Below are 18,287 nucleotides of genomic sequence, written 5' to 3' on the forward strand. Positions count from 1 at the left end.
GCGAGATCCTTTTGTGGGACTGTTGACCACAATAGCGTGAACGGGGAAGCGGATTTTCGATGAAAAATTTCGTTTTGCTTTCTTTTCACATTCGTTTGGCTCGCGTATCTGTTGATTGGGACGCAACAGTCGGGAGGAATGCATGAGCGGCTATGTCTTGGCGATCGACCAGGGAACGACGTCGACGCGGGCTATCGTTTTCGATGGCAAGATGAAGGTTGCCGGTGTCGGGCAGAAGGAGTTCACCCAGCATTATCCGAAACCGGGCTGGGTCGAGCATGATCCCGAGGAGATCTGGTCATCGGTCCTCTTTACCGTTCGCAAGGCCATCGAGGCCGCCGGCATCACGGCGAAGGACATCGCCGCACTCGGCATCACCAACCAGCGCGAGACCGTAGTCGTCTGGGACCGCGAGACGGGCAAGCCGATCCACAATGCCATCGTCTGGCAGGATCGCCGCACGGCAAGCTATTGCGAGAAGCTGAAACGGCAGGATCTGGAAAAGCTCTTTACCCGCCATACCGGCTTGCTGCTCGACCCGTATTTTTCCGGCACGAAGCTCTCCTGGCTGCTGACCAACGTGAAGGGCGCTCGTGCGCGCGCCACCAAGGGCGAGCTCTGCTTCGGTACCATCGACACTTTTCTGATCTGGCGGCTGACCGGCGGTAAGAGCTTCGTCACCGATGCGACCAATGCCTCGCGGACGCTGATGTACAATATCGGCAGCAATGAATGGGATGAAAAACTGCTCGATATCCTGCGGGTGCCGGCTGCGATGCTGCCAGATGTGAAGGATTGCGCTGCCGATTTCGGCATCACCGATCCCTCGCTCTTCGGTGCTTCGATCCCGATCCTCGGCGTTGCCGGCGACCAGCAGGCGGCGACGATCGGCCAGGCCTGCTTCGAGCGCGGCATGATGAAATCCACCTATGGCACCGGTTGCTTTGCACTGCTGAATACCGGCGCCGATATGGTGCGCTCCAAGAACCGGCTGCTGACGACTATCGCCTATCGTCTGGATGGCGAAACGACCTACGCGCTGGAAGGCTCGATCTTCATCGCGGGTGCGGCTGTGCAATGGCTCCGCGATGGCTTGAAGACGATCCAGCGCGCCTCCGATTCCGGCGAGCTGGCTGCTAAGGCCGACCCGTTGCAGGAAGTCTATCTGGTGCCTGCTTTCACCGGCCTCGGCGCGCCCTATTGGGATCCGGATGCGCGTGGCGCCATCTTCGGGTTGACGCGCAATACCGGCCCTGAGGAAATCGTCCGGGCGGCGCTGGAAGCGGTCTGTTACCAATCGCGTGACCTTCTGGACGCCATGCACAAGGATTGGCGCAACGGCGACGGCGAGGACACAGTGCTGCGCGTCGATGGCGGCATGGTGGCGTCGGACTGGACGATGCAGCGGCTCGCCGATCTGCTCGATGCACCGGTCGATCGGCCCACCATTTTGGAAACGACGGCTCTTGGCGCTGCCTGGTTGGCGGGCAGCCGCGCCGGTGTTTGGCCGGATCGTGATGGTTTTGCCAAGGCCTGGGCGCGTGACCGGAGGTTCGAGCCCGACATGGATGCCAAGACCAGAAATGCAAAGCTGAAGGGCTGGAAAAACGCTGTGTCGCGCACCTTGAGCACACGGTAAAGCTGCTGACTGCCAGGCCTGCCTCACCTTGGGTTATATTGTGTAAAGTTTCTTTATTTTGCTTATATGAGGAGAGGCAGCGATACTTATCTCGTCAAACGTTCGGAATGGAATGTTTCGAATCACGTTTCACCGGCTCGACCCTGGGAGATGACAAGGCGGATAATGGCTGCTCAATTTAGCGAACTGAAGAAGCATATATACAGGCAGGTCAAATATCATCTAACGCGACCAAAGCCGCCCGTGCTGGCAGAGCCCTTCAACGGGCCCGTTCTCGTCGTCGGATCGGCGCCGGTGTCGAACAAGCCTGCGGATTTCGACCAGACCTTCCGGGTGATTACCATCAATGGTTCGCAGGTGGTCACGAAGGCATGGGGGATAGAAGCCCCAGATGTCACGCTTGTTCAGTTCAATCAGATCGAGGGCAAGAACACCAATGCCGTCGAAGTACGCCGTGTGCTGAACGGCGAACGCACCAGGATGCTTTATGTCCTGCTCTGGCGGGAGGAATTCAAACGCCTCGAAGACGGGTTAAAGGCCTTCAACTACGGCTATGACAGGCTTCAGATCGTTGACCGCTACAGGCGCATGGCGCTTCTCGACCGTGTCGGTGGAGTGAAATGCAGCGAGCTCGGTGCCGACGACAAATGTTCCAACGGCATCAACGCCGTGCTGTTCGCGCTCTATAACGGCGCGACGGAAGTGATCATCACCGGCATCAATCCCGATTCCGGCGGCCACGTTTACAACACGGAAAATCTGACCCGGCTTCATGTCCGTAAGGATCGTGAAGTGCTTGAGCGGCTGCTCGAGCGCGGCTATCCGGTCTTCACGACTGACCCCGCCGTATCGCAGTCGGTTGGTCTGCCGCTATGGGAAGGCAAGACGAAAGCCGCACAGCTATCCGAGGCCTATGCCAAAGCCGCGCGATCCCCTTCGAAAGAGGCTAGCATCTTAAACCCGTCGCTTGGTTGACGCGCTAGCCGTCCGATCCAAGGCTGACGCCTGTCATCATTCCATGCCAAGATCGCGGCATGGAATCACTGAACCATGAAACTGTCGATCGGATAGTGACGCCGCCGCCATTGCGGCCGGGAGACAAGATCCGCTTTGTCTCTCCCGCCAGCCCGCCCGACAGGGATAGGGTCCTCCGGCACGCCGAAATACTGAAGGGCTGGGGGCTGCGCGTCGATTTCGGCGAGCATGTTTTTTGCAAGCACGATTATCTCGCCGGAACCGACGAAGAGCGGTTGGCGGATCTGGATGGCGCGCTTCGCGATCCCGAGGTTCGGGCGGTCTTCACCACGCGCGGCGGCAAGGGATCATACCGAATTGCCGACCGGCTGGATTTTGCGGCCGCCCGTCGCGATCCAAAGTTCCTTATCGGTTTCAGCGATATCACCGCGTTGCATCTCAGCCTCCTGAAACATGGTGGCCTGATCGGCATTCATGGCGCCCTTTTCGCCGGCCCCGGGGAGGAGGATGTTAGTCCTGAGACCACCGGCGCTCTTCGCCGGGCACTGATGACGACGGACGATATCATTGTCCAATCCCGCGCGGAGGAGCCGACATCCGCACTGACCACAAGCGGAACCGCCACTGGCCGGCTCGTCGGCGGCAACCTCGACATGGTGGCGACAGCGACTGGCTGGGCTTTGCCGGATTTGCATGGGGCGATCCTGCTGCTGGAAGCGGTCAGCCTCTATCGCGGGCAGGTGGACCGGCAAATGACCATGCTGCGCAAGGCCGGGCATCTCGACGGCTTGGCAGGCGTCGCCATTGGCCAGTTTACCGATTTCGAATTCGATCTCCGCTTCTCGGTCATCGATATCCTGCGCGAACATCTTGATGTGCTCGGCGTGCCGGTCCTTGGCGGCTTGCCGCTGGGGCATGGGCGCAGCCCCGTCAGTGCCTTGATCGGAGCCGTTGCGGAACTGAATGCGGAAACGGGGACATTGACGATCCGGCGTGGCGACATCTAGCTCCTTGGTTTCGCGCATCGCGAAAGGGAATGCATGCGCCCTGATGTCGCAGAAACTTGCCGGGCGAGCTTCAGCCGCCGAAAAGACTTATTCGCCCGGAAATTCGATGGCGATGTGTGACACAGGGCATCGGCTATGCGTTTCATCTGGTTGCTATTGGTTGGACTGCTATCGACGCCGGCTCTGGCGCAAACCGTGCCTTTGGCCGAATGGGCGCATGCATCTCCTGAGGCATCCGGATGGTCGGTGCCGAAATTGGCCGAGGCGAAGGCCTTTGCCGACGGGCACGATGTCAGTGCCGTCATGGTGGTCCAGCATGGGGCCGTCGTTGCCGAATGGGGAGATACGAGCAAGCCGATGGAGCTGGCTTCCATCCGCAAAAGCCTGCTTAACTCCCTGATCGGGATCGCTGTCGGGCACCATCAGATCGATCCTGGCAGCACGCTCCAGCAATTGGGTATAGACGACAAGCCGCCGTCGCTGTCCGATCAGGAGAAGCAGGCGACGGTCCGGATGCTTCTCGAGGCGCGATCGGGCATTTATCATCCGGCGCTCTATGAGACCGAGGCGATGGCCGCGCGGCGGCCGCAGCGCTTCAGCCATGCGCCGGGGACGTTCTGGTACTACAACAACTGGGATTTCAACGCCCTCGGCACGATCTACGAGAAGGCGACCGGCGCCTCCATCTACGATGCCTTTGAGGATGAGATCGCCCGGAAAATCGGGATGCAGGATTACGACCCGCATGCGCAGCACAAGGTCCGCGGGCGCGCATCGATCCATCCTGCCTATGCGTTCCGGATGAGCACGCGGGATCTTGCCCGCTTCGCTCTCCTCTTTCTCGATGGCGGGCGCTGGAACGGGCAGGAGATCGTGCCCCAGCAGTGGGTGAGGGACAGCACCACGCCCTATTCGGATGCCGATCACGGATTCGGATACGGGTATCTCTGGTGGACCGCCAACCGGCCGTCGTCAGGCACCGATGCGAGCGCCAATGCTTTTCGCCTTCCGACAGGCGCTTATTTCGCCTGGGGCGCGGGCGGGCAATATGTCTTCGTCATCCCGCAGGACGATCTGGTCATTGTCGAGCGCACCGATCGCGACTTGCCGCTGAAGTCTCCCCGACTGCATGAGGTGGCCAATTTGATTGACCTCCTCCGCCAAGCCGAGCACTCCTGACCGTAATTTTTTGACGCGGTCTGTCGGAGCTGATGCTATTCCTTCGTCTTTATCAGAGAAGGAGGTCCTGATGCTCTACGCAATCCTATGCTACAACGACGAAGATACGGTGTTTGCCTGGTCCAAGGAGCAGGAGGACGCGACGATGGCGCGGTTGATCGCCGTGCAGACGCCGCTCGCCGAGGCCGGCAAATTAGGCCCGGTGGCACGTTTGATGCCGACGACCGCGGCGACGACGCTGCGCAAGGGCAAGAACGAACCGCTGGTCATCGATGGCCCCTTCGCCGAGACGAAAGAGCAGCTGCTGGGCTTCTACGTCATCGACTTTGAAACGCTCGACGAAGCGATTGAATTCTCGAAACAATTGGCTGAGGCTAATCCGGGTGCCGGCTCCTACGAGATCCGCCCGCTCTACGTGTTCAGGCCAGGGACGGTTGCCACATGACGGATATTGCCTGGATCGACATCGCGCTGACCAACGCCCGGCCGCAGGTGCTGGGCGCTCTGCTGCGCTACTTCCGCAATCTCGACATCGCCGAGGAGGCCTTTCAGGAGGCCTGCCTCAGGGCCTTGAAGACCTGGCCCGACAAGGGGCCGCCGCGCGATCCCATCGCCTGGCTGATCTTCGTCGGCCGCAACAGCGGTATCGATGCGACGCGCAAGCAGGCGAGGATGCAGAGCATGCCGGACGAGGAGGCGATTTCCGATACAGGCGATGCCGAGAGCGACCTTGCCGAACGGCTCGATGGTTCCGGCTACCGTGACGATATTCTCCGGCTGCTGTTCATCTGCTGCCATCCGGATCTGCCCGCGACCCAGCAGATTGCGCTTGCGCTGCGCATCGTGTCTGGTCTTTCGGTGCAACAGATCGCCCGCGCGTTCCTGGTGAGCGACAGCGCGATGGAGCAGCGCATCACACGCGCCAAGGCGCGCGTGGCCGCCGCCGGTGTGGCATTCGAAACGCCGGGCGCCGTGGAGCGGAGCGAGCGGCTGGCTGTCGTCAGCGCCATGATCTACCTCATCTACAATGAGGGCTATTCCGCCGGCGGAGCTCATCGCGAAGCGGCGGCTTTTTCGGATGAGGCGATCCGGCTCGGCCGGTTGCTGCTTCGCATCTTCCCCGGCGAGCCCGAAACCATGGCACTGCTGGCGCTGATGCTGCTGCAGCAATCTCGCAAGGCGGCGCGTTTCGATGCGGATGGACAGATTATTCTGCTGGAAGAGCAAGACCGCACGCTTTGGGACCGGACATCGATCGATGAGGCGCTGGCTCTGCTCGACAAGGCGATCCGCCATCGCCGGCCCGGACCCTATCAGGTGCAGGCGGCCATTGCCGCGCTGCATTCGCGGGCCAAGCGCGCTGCAGATACGGACTGGGCGGAGATCGAGCTGCTCTATCAGGTGCTGGAAAGACTGACGCCGTCTCCAGTCGTCACGCTCAACCGCGCGGTCGCGGTCTCCAAGCTGAAAGGTCCGGAGGAGGCGCTGGCGCTGATCGCACCTCTTGAAGCGCAACTCGACAGCTATTTCTATTTTCATGGGCTGAGAGGCGGCCTGCTGATGCAGCTCGCCCGTCCGCAGGAGGCGCGCGTTGCCTTCGACAAGGCCATCGCGCTTGCCCGCTCCCCTGCGGAAGCGGCTCATATCCGGCATCAGCTCGATTGCTTGAATGCGGATGCCATTGCGGTTGTAAAATAATCACAAATTTTGTTTTCAGGATGTCGGGAAGGCATCTCTTCCCACGTCCTTGGGGCATAGGCCGAACGGGCCGCGTCAAACCAGAGAGAGGACCAGGATATGACTGAAAAGAGCCAGCGCCACGAGCTTTCGCTGACCCGCATCATCGACGCGCCGCGCGCGAAGATTTTTCGTTGCTGGACGGAAACGGAGCTGTTGAAGCAGTGGTTTGCACCGCTGCCATGGACGATATCTGCTGCCAGCATCGATCTGCGCGCCGGCGGCTCAAGCTCGATCACCATGCGCAGCCCCGAAGGCGAGGACTATCCGGGCAATGGCGTCTATCTGGAGGTCGTTTCGAACGAACGGATCGTCTTCACAGATGCCTTCACCAGCGCCTGGGTGCCATCGGCGAAGCCTTTCATGGTGGTGACGATCCAGCTTGACGATCTTGGTGAGGGCAAGACGCGTTACACCGCAACCGTCCTGCACTGGACGGCCGAAGACCGCGAAGCGCACGAGAAGATGGGCTTCCATCAAGGATGGGCACAATGTGCCGACCAGCTTGCCGCATTGGCGGCAAAGATCTGAATTTCTGATTCAATTCCGGGGGATACTGAAATGTCTTATGCAGTCGATTCATCTGTACCGTCAGTCACGCGCACGCAACGCGTTGTCGGCATGATCCTCAGCGGGGTGCTTATCGCCTTCCTCGTCTTCGACGGGGTGATCAAGCTCATCCCGCTTGCCGTTGTCACGGAGACGATGGCGGGACTTGGCTACTCAGCCGATCCGGCGCTTGCGCGACTGCTTGGCGTGATCACGCTTGGCTGCGCGATCCTCTATGCCATTCCGAGGACTTCGGTCTTGGGCGCAATCCTGCTCACTGGCCTTCTCGGCGGGGCGATCGCGACGCATCTGCGGATCGGCAGCCCGCTTTTCTCGCATGTGCTGTTCGGTGTCTATCTCGGCTTGATGGCCTGGGGCGGGCTTTATCTTCGATATGAAGCGGTTCGGAAAATGATTCCGTTCTTCCAGCGAAGCTTTTGATTTCGGATTCGATTTGCTAAGGCTCGCTCCCTCGAACAAGGGTGGAGCGAGCCATGCCGCAAGTGATTATCGCACCAGTCAGGCAGTCGGACGCGGACGAACTGATCGCCGCCAACATCGCCAGCCGCGCCCATCATGCGCCCTGGGCCCATCCCTTTCTTGATCGTGACGGCTTCGATGCATGGTTCGGACAGACAATCACCGGGCCAAATATCGGGTTCGTCGCTCGTGACGCCGGTTCGGGCGGTATCGTTGGTGTCATCAACATAAGCCAGATCGTTTGGGGCGGGTTCCGCAGTGCCTTTCTCGGCTATCACGGCATGGCTGGCTTTGCCGGGCAGGGCTTCATGACCGAGGCATTGCGGCTTGCTGTGGCGCATGCTTTCGATGCCGTTGGCCTGCACCGGCTGGAAGCCAATATCCAGCCGGGAAATCTTCCTTCCATCGCGCTGGTGAAGCGGCTCGGCTTTCGCAAGGAAGGGTTTTCGCCCAAATATCTGAAGATCGGCGGGGTCTGGTGCGACCACGAAAGATGGGCGCTGCTTGTCGACGATCCACGCCTTTGATCCATCTTACGAAGGCGAAAGTCACGCCGGCTGCCAGAAAGGCATTGACTGAACCGAGTGAAGAGGCGAAAGCCAGATTTTAACCTCTCAAGGCAATGACGAGAGCGCGAGACTGCCGGAAGCCGCAAATGATCATCTCGAACGACGACGAACTGACCAAGCTCAAAGAGATCGGCCGCATCTGCGCCAATGCTTTGCATGCCATGGCGGCAGCCCTTGAGCCTGGTATCACCACGCTCGAGCTCGATGCCATCGGCCGCAAGGTGCTGGAGGATGCCGGCGCGCAGTCCGCGCCAGAGCTCGTCTACAAGTTTCCCGGCGCGACCTGCATCAGCGTCAACGAGGAAGTTGCCCACGGCATTCCCGGTCCTCGTGTGATCAAGGCCGGAGATCTGGTTAATCTCGATGTTTCAGCCGAAAAGGACGGGTTCTTTTCCGATACAGGCGCGTCTTTTGCAGTGCCGCCCGTCAAGCCGAAGATTGAACGCCTCTGCCGGGATGGCAAGCGGGCGCTCTGGGTGGGCCTTAATCAGGTGCGCAGCGGCGCTCCGCTTTCCAGGATCGGCCATGCCGTCGGCGCGTTCGCGCAAAAGAACCGCTATACTTTGATCGCCAATCTCGCCAGCCATGGCATCGGCCGTTCGCTGCACGAAGAGCCCGCCGAGGTTTCTACCTGGGCGGACCCTGATGAGACGCGGATCATGGAAGACGGCCTGGTTTTCACCGTTGAGCCGTTTCTGTCGCTGGGCGGTACCTGGGCGGAGGGCGGCGACGATGCCTGGACGCTTTATGCCGATCCGCAGGCGCCGACGGTTCAGTTCGAACATACAATCGTCACCACCCGCAACGGGCCAGTCGTCCTGACCTTGCCGGACAAGTGACGTTCCGGCTCAGTCGTTGGCCTTCGGCTCTTCCGGGGTCTTCGTTTCGCCGCGGATGATATCGGCGGCTGCCCGCTCGAGGATTGCCGCGATGCGGGCACCCTCGGCCTTGTCCCACGGAAATTTCGACCGCAGCGCAGAGCGCAGTAAGTGGCGGGCACGATGGACGTCGCCGGCGCCATGCCGATCGAACGGGCTGTCGCGGCCGTCTTCGTCCTGACCGTCGAAGACCTCGCGGACGCGAGCCATCTTCTCGCCGATGGCAGCAAGCTTGGTGAAGGTCGCTTCCACCAGTTCGCTGTTATCGTCGACGCGCTTCTGGCCGCTTTCCGTGATGCGGTAGAGCTTCTTTGTGCCGCTCGCCTCGACTTCGGCCTGGCCGGTTTCTTCGAGATAGGTGAGCGCTGGGTAGATGACGCCCGGGCTCGGCACGTAGAAGCCGCCGGAGCGCTCCTCGAAAGTCTTGATCAGCTCATAGCCATGGCGCGGCTGCTCTGCGAGCAGGGCAAGGATGATGAGCTGCAGATCGGCTGCGTCGAACTTCCGCCCGGTGCGGAAACCGCCACCGAACATGCCGCCCTTGAAGCCTCTCATGAAGTCTCTCCTGTGCTCACCGCGCGATTCACGGCCTCGGCCATGTCGTAGGATATATGCCTCGACCATGTCAAAGCCATCGCCGCACATGCGGTCTCTAAAACCTCTCATATCGTTTCTCCTTGTGAAGTGTGAGAGTTTATATCGTTAGTCATGTCGTAAGATAATCACTGACAAGATGCGGCGATGTTTTTTTGATTGAGCCGGCGGTGGAGGGCTTGGGAGAGAGTTAAATGCCTGGCCGAGGTGGAACTCTCAGCTGAACAATCGCATCACGATCAAGGGATAAGCGATTACATCTATGTAAGAATGCGGCACTGCCGGTTGCCGCACTTTGCGAACTGCCCTAGGCTCGCCCCAAATCGACGTCATTGCGGTCGTTCGAACCCGATCAAGAAAGCTTACTTCTCGTGTTTCACTCCTTCTTCCCTCAGCCGAAATTGTTTTTCACCTCAATGGTGGTCTGGGCGCTGCTCTGCATTGCAGCCTGGTATATCGCCGTCTCCGATCTGGGAACGCATCTGGGTTTCATCATGCCGCCGGAAGGGCAGCAGCCATATGATCTGAGCTATTTTCTTCTGTGGGGGAATCTCTGGTTTTATGCGTTCTTCCTGCTGTGCATTGCCCTCTTCTGCGGGACCTGGCACATCCGTGCGTGGGACAATCCATGGAAGCTCTGGTCGATATGGGGCTCCGCCTTCATCATTTTCGTCACTTTTTTCGGTGTGCAGATATCGGTGGTAATCAACAATTGGCGCCGGCCATTTGGTGACACGCTACAGAACGCTTTGGCGAAGCAGGCGAACGTGACGGTCGGAGATTTCTATGGCCTGATGCTGACCTTCGTTCAGATCGTCTTTCTCAGCATCTTTGTCTCGATCCTGACGGATTTCTTCACCAGCCACTATATTTTCCGGTGGCGTACGGCGATGAACAATTTCTACATGTCGAAATGGGAGAAGCTGCGTCATATCGAAGGGGCGTCCCAGCGCGTGCAAGAAGACACGATGCGGTTTTCGACTGTGCTTGAGGGTTTGGGCATCAGCCTCATAAACTCAGTGATGACGCTGATTGTATTCCTGCCGATACTGCTTGCGCTTTCGACCTATGTCACCGAATTGCCGATCATCGGCAAGATTCCCCATTCGCTCTTCTGGCTGGCGCTCTTCTGGTCTATCTTCGGTACCGTGTTACTGGCGGTTGCCGGTATCAAGCTGCCCGGCTTGAACTTCAAGAACCAGCGCGTCGAAGCTGCGTATCGTAAGGAGCTTGTTTATGGTGAAGATCATGAGGATCGAGCGCAGCCAGCAACCGTAAACGAGCTTTTTGCGAACGTTCGGCGGAACTATTTCCGCATCTACTTCCACTATCTCTATTTCAACGTTGCTCGCTATTTCTACCTACAAGCTGACGTCCTGTTCGTAACCTTCATGCTGGTTCCGACTATCGTTGCCGGTGTTATCACCTATGGTATATTCCAGCAGATTTCGACCGCCTTCGGTCAGGTCAGCAATTCCTTCCAGTATCTCGTCAACTCCTGGACGACGATTATTGAGCTACTGTCGATTCATAAGCGCCTGAAAACATTTGAAGCTGCGATCGGTGACGAGCCGCTGCCATCGATTGATCAGCATTATCTGGATCGCGAAGCGGGCGTTATACACACTGACGGTTGACGAAAAAGGCCCCGAAAACGGGGCCTTTTTCAATGATGCCAATGGAAGGAAAGCAGTACGCTGCGCACTTGAGCGTTTACGAGGAGACTAGCAGCGCCACCGACTCTTCGCGTTGGCATCCTGAGTCCTCGGAAAGGGCACCGTCGCTGCAATCGACCCGCTGGATCGATTGCTCGGGTTTCGCCCGGCCACTCCTCACCCTTGTTGCGGCTTGCCTCTTGCGGCAATCAGCGGAATGGCTTCGGAATAGCTGACGCAGGCGACATCCTGCTTGTGGCAGACATCGCTGACGAAGCGGTCGAGGGCGCGCCAATAGGCGCCGTCATTCATCTCGACGAAATGGAAGCCGAGCTGCAGAGGAATGCGCTCGCCGTCATATTGCTTGTTGAAGGCTGCTTCGAAGGCATCGAAGGTGCGGTCTTCATAGGTCTTGGCGTTGGCCTTGTCCTCGACACCCTTGGAATGGCGGACATAGAGATTGTAGTCCATGCCGATCACCAGGCGATGTTCCGGCCCTTCCGGGATCAGCGGCAGACCGAAGCGATAGATGCCGTTGACCACCTGCGGCAGCGCAGGGCCTTTCGTGACGAGGCTTGCGTCATACTGAAAGCTCATCTCCTTCTCCGCCGGCACCAGGCCATCGCTGGTGGAGAGATAGGGCGCGCGAAATCCTTTGACGTCGTTGGTGGCGAACTCTTCCCAGCCCTGCGGTTCCTTGTCGGCGACGCCGACATTCTTCCAGGCATCGCGAAGCGCGACGCGGGCGTTCATGAACTCTTGCTTCCAGTCGGCAGCACTCCAGCCCTTGCCATCGAAGTGACCGCAAGCATGGCTGGAAATATCATGGCCTTCCAGATGCGCGCCCCAGATGTTGGCGATGCGGGTGCGCACATCGTCCTCGCTCTTGGCAAAGCCGACATTGGACTTACCGACGCGTTGCTTCGGCCCCTGATAGGCCTTGGCTTGCGCCTTGTTCATCAGGAAGGTGCAGGAGAGAAAATAGGTGAAATGCGCGCCATTGCGCGAAGCGATCTCGCGGCTCTTGGTCCAGAGCGCAACATCATGCGCACCGTCGAAGGAAATCATCACGAGCTGCTTGGGTTTTCCATCGGCCTGGGCTGCGGCGGGCAGGGCAAGGGAAAGCGCAAGGGAGAGGCAGGACATTGAGCGTAACATGGGCACCGACATTGCTTGATCGAGCATGGCTTGCCAAAGATCATCTGGCGATTTCAGGCGGCATGCTCCGGGGTAGCTTCCTTCCTTTCGCGCAAATGCGGCGAAGCTGCGGTGATGCTGGCAATTTTTTGCCGCAGCCGATAAGGATGTCCTCACAAAATAGAAGGGGTTTCATTCATGGCTTTGCTTATTCTCGGCATTGTTCTTTTTCTCGGCCTCCATCTCATTCGCGTCGTTGCTCCGGGTCTACGGACCTCCCTGATCTCCAGCCTTGGCGCATCCGGCTGGAAAGCTGCCTACTCGGTCGTGAGCATCCTGACGTTGATCCTCCTGATCTACGGGTTCGGTCAGGCCCGCGACATGACACCCATCTGGTCGCCGCCGTTCTGGATGAGCCATATTACTATCCTTCTGATGCTGTTTGCGATGATCTGTCTTGTCGCCTCGCTATTGCCGGCGGGGCATATCGCAGTCAGGACCAAGCATCCGATGGTGCTTTCGGTGAAGATCTGGGCGCTGGCGCATCTGCTGTCCAATGGTGACGGCGCTGCCATCCTGCTCTTTGCCGCCTTCCTCGCCTGGGGTGTCATCCTGCGCATTTCGCTGAAGCGGCGCGAGCGTGCCGGCGAGATCACGCTGCGTCCCTTCGTCTCGGCGAAGTACGATCTCTATGCGATCATCATCGGCGTCGTTGCCTGGGCGCTGATCATTTGGAAGCTTCATGCGTGGATTATCGGGGTTTCACCGCTGGTTATGTGACGATTTCTGCCATTCCCCCTTACATCAGCCGTAAAATGGAGTAGAAGGCCCCACTAACCCCTAAGCTCTTTGGAATAACTTGGCCTGAGCCGGAGACGAGAATGGCATTCAATGACGACAGCTTCATCCGCGAGGTGAACGAGGAACTGCGTTCGGACCAGTTGCGGTTCGTATGGCGCCGTTTTGGCAAGCTCATCATTGGGGGAGCCGTGCTTATCGTTCTCGCGACTGCGGCCTATAGCGGCTATCGTTATTGGGCGGGCAATCAGGCTGGCAGCGGTGGCGACCAGTTTCTGGCGGCCCTCACATTGGCCGACCAGAACAAGACGGACGAGGCGCTTGCCGCGCTGTCAGCCATGGAAAAGGACGGCCCCGGCTCCTATCCGTTGCTCGCGCGCCTGCGTGCCGCCACGCTGCAAGCGCAGAAAGGCGACAAGGCCGCTGCGATTGCCGCTTTCTCGGCTATCGGCAAGCAGACGGATATTCCTCTGGTTGTCCGCGATGCTGCACGCCTGCGTGCAGCCTATCTGCTCGTCGATACCGGCACCTATGATCAGGTCGCGGCCGAAGCGCAGGAATTGGCGGTACCGGCAGACACCTTCCGGCATTCCGCGCGCGACGTTCTCGGTCTTGCCGCTTACAAGGCCGGCGATTTCGCCAAGGCGCGGCAGTGGTTCCAGGCGATCGTCGACGATCCGCAGAGCCCACGCAACGTCGCCAATCGGGCGCAGATGCTGCTCGATCTTATCACGGCTACCGGCAAGGCTCCGGTCGCAAAGGGCTGAAGGACGGATTCTTAAATGAGTTTCACGGTTGCGATCGTTGGTCGCCCGAATGTCGGCAAGTCCACCTTGTTCAACCGTCTGGTTGGCAAGAAGCTGGCGCTCGTCGATGATACGCCGGGCGTCACGCGTGACCGTCGCCCCGGTGACGCCAAGCTGATCGATCTGCGTTTCCGTATCGTCGATACCGCCGGCCTCGAAGAGGCTGACGAGGAAACGCTCGAAGGCCGCATGCGCGCCCAGACCGAAGCAGCGATCGACGAAGCGGATCTGACGCTGTTCGTCGTCGACGCCAAGATGGGCCTGACCCACGTCGACAAGACCCTTGGCGAAATGCTGCGCAAGCGCGGTCGGCCTGTGGTGCTGGTTGCCAACAAATCCGAAGCGCGCGGCTCCGATAGTGGCTTCTATGATGCCTATACGCTTGGCCTTGGCGAGCCTTGCCCGATTTCGGCCGAGCATGGCCAGGGCATGATGGATTTGCGCGACGCGATCGTCGAGGCGATCGGCCATGAGCGCGCCTTTCCTGAGGCGGACGACGAAGCTGAAACGAATGTCAGCATTCCCCGCTCTGCCGCCGACGAGGATGGCGAGGAGATCGACGAAGAGCCGGTCTATGACGAGACGAAGCCGCTGCGCGTCGCCATCGTTGGCCGCCCGAATGCCGGCAAATCGACGCTGATCAATCGCTTCCTCGGCGAGGACCGGCTGCTGACCGGCCCGGAAGCCGGGATTACCCGAGATTCCATTTCCGTCGACTGGAGCTGGCGCGGCCGCACCATAAAGATGTTCGATACCGCCGGCATGCGTCGCAAGGCTCGCGTGACAGAGAAGCTGGAAAAGCTTTCCGTCGCTGATGCGCTGCGCGCCATCCGCTTTGCCGAGATCGTCGTCATCGTCTTCGACGCGACCATCCCCTTCGAGAAGCAGGATCTCCAGATCGTTGATCTCGTGCTTCGTGAGGGCCGCGCCGCAGTTCTCGCCTTCAACAAGTGGGACATGATCGAGGATCGTCAGGCCGTGCTTGCCGATCTGCGTGAAAAGACCGACCGGCTGCTGCCGCAGGCCCGCGGCATCCGCGCCATCCCGATTGCCGGCCAGACCGGCGAGGGGTTGGATCGGCTGATGCAGGCGATCGTCGACACCGACAAGGTCTGGAACAAGCGCATTGCCACCGCCAAGCTCAATCGCTGGCTGGAAACGCAGCAGGTTCAGCATCCGCCACCCGCAGTTTCCGGGCGTCGCATCAAGTTGAAGTATATGACGCAGGTAAAGGCCCGCCCACCGGCCTTCATGATTTCCTGCACGCGTTCCGACGCGCTGCCGGAATCCTATGTGCGATATCTGATCAACGGCCTGCGTGCGGATTTCGCCATGCCTGGCGTGCCGATCCGCATCCATTTCCGTACGTCGGAAAATCCCTTCGAAAACAAGAAGAGCAATCCCTACGAAAGCAAGAGGAAGCGGTCCTAACCGCTTCACTCGCCGGGGTAGTCGCAGAGCATATATCCAGTCAGGCTGCGTTCTTGCTGAGCGCCTCGCGCAATGTGATGATCTCCGCCTTCAGGCGCGTCAGTTCGTCGATCGTCTTGTTCGAGGCGTCGAGAATGCAGGGCGGGATTTCCGCCGCTTTTTTCTTCAGTGCAACGCCTTCGGCGGTCAGGTGGATCAACACCTGGCGCTCGTCTTCCTTGCTGCGGATACGCTGGATGTAGCCGGCCGCCTCGAGGCGCTTCAGCAGAGGTGTCAGCGTGCTCGATTCCAGGAACAGCTTTTCACCGATGCCGCCGACGGTCTGGCCATCCTGCTCCCACAGTGTCACCATAACGAGATATTGCGGATAGGTGAGGTTCAGCGCGTCGAGCATGGGTTTGTACAGCCGATTCATCGCGTGGTTCGCCGAATAGAGGGCGAAGCAGATGAAGGTGTCCAGTTTCAACGGGTCGTGCGCCATGTCCAATACTCCCTAGGGAATAGCATCTAAATCGTGCGATAAACAATCGTACACCAAAACGTATATGGCTGTCACGGTTTTGTTGTGTTTTTCGGAAAACGCCTCACAGGGGCGGGCTCAGACGTGATGAAAGCGCCTGTCATGCTTGCACGCCTTGCAATCAGTTATCTGGAGATGTGTATCGGGAATTCAACCTCGAGCCCGGTCATGCCGTGAGCTCAATGGTTGTGCGTCAGCATCCGGCCACGATGATTGGCAATGCGGACGTTGCCGATGAATTGGGTGGTGGCGGCTTCCCAGGAGTAGTTGAGGGCAACTGTGCGGGCCGCATCGCGGGAGCAAGAAAGGGCGGCAAGGCAGGCCTTCGCCAGATCGGCATCCACGACACCAGCCGATTCATTGCTGGCGAGAATGTCGGCCGGGCCGGTGACGGGATAGGCGGCGACTGGAACGCCGCTTGCCAGTGCTTCCAGGATGGCGTTGCCGAAAGTATCGGTCTTCGACGGGAAGACGAAGACGTCGGCCTGAGAATAGGCGTGCGCCAATTCCTCACCGAACATCGCACCGGGAAAATGCACGTTCGGATAGAGCTTCTGCAATTCGGCGCGTGCGGGGCCATCGCCAACCACGACCTTCGATCCCGGCAGGTCGAGATCGAGGAAAGCGGGCAGGTTCTTTTCGAGAGCGACGCGGCCGACGGTCATGAAGATCGGGCGCGGCAGGCCGAAGGGATTATCCTCCAGCGGTTGCGGCCGGAAAAGCGTCGAATCGATGCCTCGGCTCCAGGGCAACAGATTGTGGATACCGCGCTGCTTGAGTTCGGCGGCGAGGCTTGGCGTTGCCACCATGCAGCCATAACCGGCATTGTGAAACCATTTGACGAAGGCGTAGAGCCAGCTCTCCGGTATCGGCAGGCGCGCCGAAACATATTCCGGAAACCGCGTGTGGTAGCTCGTTGAAAAGGGCATGCCGTTTCGCAGGCACCAGCGCCGTGCCGTGAGGCCGAGGGGGCCTTCGGTGGCGATGTGAACATAGGTCGGCCTGAGTGCTTCGATCCTGCTGGCTATCTTGCGATAGCTGGCGATCGAAAGCCGGATCTCGGGATAGGTCGGGCAGGGGATGTTGCGGAAACCGTCCGGCGTGATCATCGACACTTCGACGCCCATGCGGACCAGTTCGCGATTGGTGTTCTCGATCGAACGGACCACGCCGTTCACCTGCGGATGCCAGGCATCGCTGACAATGAGCAGTCGTTCCGGCACGGCGACAGGCGTTGCTGCCTGGGCCCATGTATCGTGATCGATGTCTGACAAGCGTTGCAACATGCCCAAAACTACCCATCCGCACCGCATCCTCATGATGGCGGTGCAAGCGATTGCGGTGCTTCAAACATGATTCCCGCGCCCACTCTATTGTGGGGGGTGTCCATGATGGAAATATTACAGCGCCGATCAGGCGACTTTCAGCTTCTTGGGGGAGATGAGGGCGCCATGTTCCTGAATGACTTTCGCGGCGATTTCGGCAGCGAAACCGGCAGCGGCCAGCGGATCGTCATGCTGCAGGTAATGAGCAAGAAACGCACCATTGAAGCTGTCGCCGGCGCTTGTCGTGTCGACCAGCTTGGCGACCTTGACTGCGGGAACAAGCGTCTCTTCGGTGCCGATTCCGATGGTCGCTCCGTCGGCACCGTTCTTGACGATGACCATATTGGCTCCGTACTGGCGATACCGGCGGATGGTGCCGCTAATCGAATCGTCGCCGAAATGGGCGGCTTCATCGTCGAAGCTTGGCATGACGAGTGTCGAAGCGCGTGCGCCATCGGAGATCAACGTATGCATGGCGTCCAGGCTGGACCAGAGGCGTGGGCGCAGATTGGGATCGAAGGCAACGATCTTGCCGACGGCTTTGGCGCGACGGAGCTCGGCCAGCAGTGTGTAGGCATCCTCGCGTGGCAGGACCGCCAGCGTAATGCCTGAAAAATAGAGGACGTCGGAGGCTTCGATTGCCGTGCGCAAGGCATCGCCGTCTGCGGCGAGCTGGCGGGCCGCGGAACTATCACGCCAATAGCTGAAGGTCCGTTCGCCGTCCTTCAGGTTGATCATGTAGAGGCCGGGTGTCTTGCCACGAAGGCGGCGGATCTGCGCGGTGCCGATGCCGGCGGCGCTCATGAAAGCCACCATTTCGTCCGACATTCCGTCATCGCCGAGGGCGGTAAAATAATCGATCGACCAGTCGGCGGGCAGGCAGGCGCGGGCATACCAGGCCGTGTTGAATGTGTCGCCGGCAAAGCCTTTGCGCAGATGGCCGTCATCGGCCTGCGACAGCTCCACCATGCATTCGCCGATCGATAGAAAACGCCCGCCCAAGTCTTC

General features: G+C 59.5%; 19 protein-coding genes. 14 read left to right on the top strand and 5 right to left on the bottom strand.

Annotated elements, in window-relative coordinates:
* Nucleotides 1-142 precede the first annotated feature (142 nt).
* The 10 genes from glpK to map all read left to right on the top strand — a co-directional run bounded on the left by glpK (nt 143) and on the right by map (nt 8,974).
* The gene (glpK, locus tag BSK43_RS17210) at nt 143-1,639 is read left to right on the top strand and encodes a glycerol kinase GlpK (RefSeq protein ID WP_077471858.1); all 1,497 of its coding nucleotides are present in this window, start codon (nt 143-145) and stop codon (nt 1,637-1,639) included.
* 165 nt (nt 1,640-1,804) lie between these two features.
* Nucleotides 1,805-2,614, top strand: a complete 810-nt coding sequence (locus BSK43_RS17215; RefSeq protein ID WP_077471857.1) for a membrane-anchored protein — start codon at nt 1,805-1,807, stop codon at nt 2,612-2,614.
* Nucleotides 2,615-2,673: 59 nt separating this feature from the next.
* Nucleotides 2,674-3,621 (top strand): LD-carboxypeptidase, encoded by a 948-nt coding sequence (locus BSK43_RS17220; RefSeq protein ID WP_077471856.1) that lies wholly within the window; start codon nt 2,674-2,676, stop codon nt 3,619-3,621.
* A gap of 135 nt (nt 3,622-3,756) precedes the next feature.
* Nucleotides 3,757-4,800 (top strand): serine hydrolase, encoded by a 1,044-nt coding sequence (locus tag BSK43_RS17225; RefSeq protein WP_077471855.1) that lies wholly within the window; start codon nt 3,757-3,759, stop codon nt 4,798-4,800.
* 70 nt (nt 4,801-4,870) lie between these two features.
* Nucleotides 4,871-5,245: a YciI family protein gene (locus tag BSK43_RS17230; protein WP_077471854.1), complete on the top strand. Its 375-nt coding sequence runs from the start codon at nt 4,871-4,873 to the stop codon at nt 5,243-5,245.
* Nucleotides 5,242-6,498 carry an RNA polymerase sigma factor gene (locus tag BSK43_RS17235; protein ID WP_136687065.1) on the top strand — a complete coding sequence of 419 codons (1,257 nt, stop codon included), beginning with the start codon at nt 5,242-5,244 and terminating at the stop codon, nt 6,496-6,498. The genes BSK43_RS17230 and BSK43_RS17235 overlap by 4 nt, the downstream gene beginning before the upstream one ends.
* Before the next feature lie 99 nt (nt 6,499-6,597).
* Nucleotides 6,598-7,068 carry an SRPBCC family protein gene (locus BSK43_RS17240; protein ID WP_077471852.1) on the top strand — a complete coding sequence of 157 codons (471 nt, stop codon included), beginning with the start codon at nt 6,598-6,600 and terminating at the stop codon, nt 7,066-7,068.
* A gap of 30 nt (nt 7,069-7,098) precedes the next feature.
* Nucleotides 7,099-7,527, top strand: a complete 429-nt coding sequence (locus BSK43_RS17245; protein WP_077471851.1) for a DoxX family protein — start codon at nt 7,099-7,101, stop codon at nt 7,525-7,527.
* Between the two features lie 53 nt (nt 7,528-7,580).
* Nucleotides 7,581-8,093, top strand: a complete 513-nt coding sequence (locus BSK43_RS17250; protein ID WP_077471850.1) for a GNAT family protein — start codon at nt 7,581-7,583, stop codon at nt 8,091-8,093.
* A gap of 128 nt (nt 8,094-8,221) precedes the next feature.
* Nucleotides 8,222-8,974: a type I methionyl aminopeptidase gene (gene map, locus BSK43_RS17255; protein ID WP_077471849.1), complete on the top strand. Its 753-nt coding sequence runs from the start codon at nt 8,222-8,224 to the stop codon at nt 8,972-8,974.
* 9 nt (nt 8,975-8,983) lie between these two features.
* On the opposite strand, the gene BSK43_RS17260 is transcribed toward map, so the two are convergent.
* Entirely contained in the window at nt 8,984-9,568 is a 585-nt protein-coding gene (locus tag BSK43_RS17260) for a PadR family transcriptional regulator (protein ID WP_077471848.1), read from the bottom strand.
* A gap of 410 nt (nt 9,569-9,978) precedes the next feature.
* Between BSK43_RS17260 and sbmA the strand changes: the two genes are divergently transcribed.
* Nucleotides 9,979-11,244: a peptide antibiotic transporter SbmA gene (gene sbmA / locus BSK43_RS17265; RefSeq protein WP_077471847.1), complete on the top strand. Its 1,266-nt coding sequence runs from the start codon at nt 9,979-9,981 to the stop codon at nt 11,242-11,244.
* A gap of 195 nt (nt 11,245-11,439) precedes the next feature.
* On the opposite strand, the gene BSK43_RS17270 is transcribed toward sbmA, so the two are convergent.
* Nucleotides 11,440-12,408, bottom strand: a complete 969-nt coding sequence (locus BSK43_RS17270; RefSeq protein WP_246662623.1) for a polysaccharide deacetylase — start codon at nt 12,406-12,408, stop codon at nt 11,440-11,442.
* 189 nt (nt 12,409-12,597) lie between these two features.
* Here BSK43_RS17270 and BSK43_RS17275 point away from each other — a divergent pair, with 189 nt between their 5' ends.
* The 3 genes from BSK43_RS17275 to der all read left to right on the top strand — a co-directional run bounded on the left by BSK43_RS17275 (nt 12,598) and on the right by der (nt 15,434).
* On the top strand, nt 12,598-13,179 hold the full coding sequence (locus tag BSK43_RS17275; protein WP_077471846.1) for an NnrU family protein: 582 nt from the start codon (nt 12,598-12,600) through the stop codon (nt 13,177-13,179).
* Between the two features lie 101 nt (nt 13,180-13,280).
* Nucleotides 13,281-13,964, top strand: coding sequence for a tetratricopeptide repeat protein (locus tag BSK43_RS17280; RefSeq protein ID WP_068388522.1), 684 nt, complete (start codon nt 13,281-13,283; stop codon nt 13,962-13,964).
* Nucleotides 13,965-13,979: 15 nt separating this feature from the next.
* A complete protein-coding gene (gene der / locus BSK43_RS17285) occupies nt 13,980-15,434 on the top strand; it encodes a ribosome biogenesis GTPase Der (RefSeq protein ID WP_077471845.1) in 1,455 nt (484 codons plus the stop codon).
* 40 nt (nt 15,435-15,474) lie between these two features.
* Here der and BSK43_RS17290 read toward each other — a convergent pair whose 3' ends face one another.
* From BSK43_RS17290 to BSK43_RS17300, 3 genes are all read right to left on the bottom strand, one after another.
* A complete protein-coding gene (locus BSK43_RS17290; protein WP_077471844.1) occupies nt 15,475-15,915 on the bottom strand; it encodes a MarR family transcriptional regulator in 441 nt (146 codons plus the stop codon).
* Between the two features lie 218 nt (nt 15,916-16,133).
* Nucleotides 16,134-17,240: a glycosyltransferase family 1 protein gene (locus BSK43_RS17295; RefSeq protein WP_077471843.1), complete on the bottom strand. Its 1,107-nt coding sequence runs from the start codon at nt 17,238-17,240 to the stop codon at nt 16,134-16,136.
* Between the two features lie 126 nt (nt 17,241-17,366).
* Nucleotides 17,367-18,281 (bottom strand): sugar kinase, encoded by a 915-nt coding sequence (locus tag BSK43_RS17300; protein ID WP_136687066.1) that lies wholly within the window; start codon nt 18,279-18,281, stop codon nt 17,367-17,369.
* Nucleotides 18,282-18,287 lie beyond the last annotated feature (6 nt).

It is taken from the genome of Rhizobium sp. P44RR-XXIV (assembly GCF_001999485.2).
Classification (GTDB): domain Bacteria; phylum Pseudomonadota; class Alphaproteobacteria; order Rhizobiales; family Rhizobiaceae; genus Rhizobium.